The sequence below is a fragment of the Nitrosophilus sp. genome, from assembly GCF_982775275.1.
In genome coordinates this window covers 1-1,820 of record NZ_CEXZHP010000253.1, presented here as the reverse complement: position 1 = coordinate 1,820, position 1,820 = coordinate 1, and the positions used below count along the sequence as shown (strand labels likewise).

Sequence of the window (1,820 nt, the reverse complement as noted above, 5' to 3'; positions counted from 1 at the left end):
CCGAAGTGGTGGAAGAGTCGCTCAGCTTGCAGGATAAAGAAATTGAATTAATCATTCGTGAATACCAGCCACAACAAATGGCCATAGAAGATGTATTTTTATCGAATAATCCATCCTCGGCCTTAAAACTGGGGCAGGCAAGAGGCGCGGCGATTTGTGCCACAGTAATGCAAGGTGTCCCGGTTTATGAATACAGTGCCCGAGAAATCAAGCAGGCGGTGGTTGGCAAAGGCAATGCCGATAAATCCCAGGTTCAGCAAATGGTAAAAATATTGTTAAACCTACAAGGAAAAATACAGACAGATACGGCGGATGGGTTAGCCATTGCCCTCAGTCACGCACATGTTGGTGCGACTAAAGCTCGCTTGCAGGCAGCACTTGAAAAAATGGAATCATTATGATTGGACAATTACGCGGACTACTCATCCATAAACAGGCACCCGATTTAATGCTGGATGTGGCGGGCGTTGGTTATGAACTATTGGCATCCATTACCACTTTTATTGACTTGCCAGAACTTGATCAGGAGGTCACCCTCTTTACCCATCTGATTGTGCGTGAAGATGCCCACACACTGTATGCCTTTAGTTCACAAAAAGAGCGCGCCCTGTTTCGCACCTTGTTAAAAGTTAATGGTGTTGGTCCCAAAATGGCGCTGGCGATTGTTTCGGGAATGACAGCCGATGAGTTTGCCCATCTGGTTCATGCCAACGATGTGGCAGGCCTTACTCGTCTGCCTGGTGTTGGTAAAAAAACAGCAGAGCGTCTTATTATAGAAATGCGAGACCGCCTGCCAGAACCCGATGGCACACTGGATAGCAATCAGTCTGTGGCAAAACCCATACTAAGAAATCTTGAAGAGGAAGCTATTGCAGCGCTGCTGGCCCTAGGCTATAAACCAGCGCAAGCCAGTAAAATGGTTTCCTCCTATTCGGGCGATGATTTATCGGTAGAAGAAATTGTGCGGCAAGCGCTTAAAGCGAGCCTTAAATGAACGATCGCATCATTTCACCTGTTGCTGGTTTGGAAGATGAAATCAATGATATTGAAGAGCAGATTCGCCCCAAATATCTAAAAGATTATGTGGGACAACCCACAGTATGCGAGCAAATGGAAATCTTTATTCCTGCGGCAAAAGCACGCGGTGAAGCGCTTGATCATGTGTTGATTTTTGGCCCACCCGGCCTAGGTAAAACCACGTTATCGCATATTATTGCTAATGAGCTAAACGCCAACTTGCGCCAGACCTCTGGCCCAGTGTTGGAAAAAGCGGGTGATCTGGCAGCGCTTTTGACCAACCTTGAAGAAAATGATGTCTTGTTTGTGGATGAAATTCACCGTCTCAGTCCGGTCATTGAAGAGATTCTTTATCCGGCCATGGAGGATTTTCAGCTTGATATTATGATTGGTGAAGGTCCAGCCGCACGTTCCATCAAGCTTGATTTACCACCTTTTACGCTGGTTGGTGCCACCACCCGCGCAGGGTTGCTTACTTCTCCCCTGCGAGACCGCTTTGGTATTGTGCAACGCTTGGAGTTTTACAATGTTGAAGACCTCACTCATATCGTGAAACGGGCTGCCGGTATTATTAAGGTTGAGATTGATAGCAAGGGCGCAGAGGAAATTGCCAAACGCTCACGCGGCACTCCTCGCATAGCTAATCGATTATTACGTCGCGTGCGTGATTATGCGCAAGTAAAAAGTGACGGTAGTATTACACAGGATATCGCCGATAAAGCGCTTAATAAGCTGAATGTGGACGAACAAGGCTTCGATCACATGGATCGTCGCGTCCTGCTTGCCATTATGGAAAAATTTGA

At 46.9% G+C, this 1,820-nt stretch carries 3 protein-coding genes; all 3 read left to right on the top strand.

Translation table 11 applies throughout. From position 1 onward, the window contains the following. Positions 1-401: crossover junction endodeoxyribonuclease RuvC (gene ruvC, locus AC30RD_RS08950; RefSeq protein ID WP_489494173.1), on the top strand; the 401-nt coding region annotated here is incomplete at its 5' end. Then, positions 398-994: a Holliday junction branch migration protein RuvA gene (gene ruvA, locus AC30RD_RS08945; protein ID WP_489494171.1), complete on the top strand. Its 597-nt coding sequence runs from the start codon at positions 398-400 to the stop codon at positions 992-994. The genes ruvC and ruvA, both read left to right, overlap by 4 nt. Further along, on the top strand, positions 991-1,820 hold an 830-nt coding region (gene ruvB / locus AC30RD_RS08940), incomplete at its 3' end, for a Holliday junction branch migration DNA helicase RuvB (protein ID WP_489494170.1). The genes ruvA and ruvB, both read left to right, overlap by 4 nt.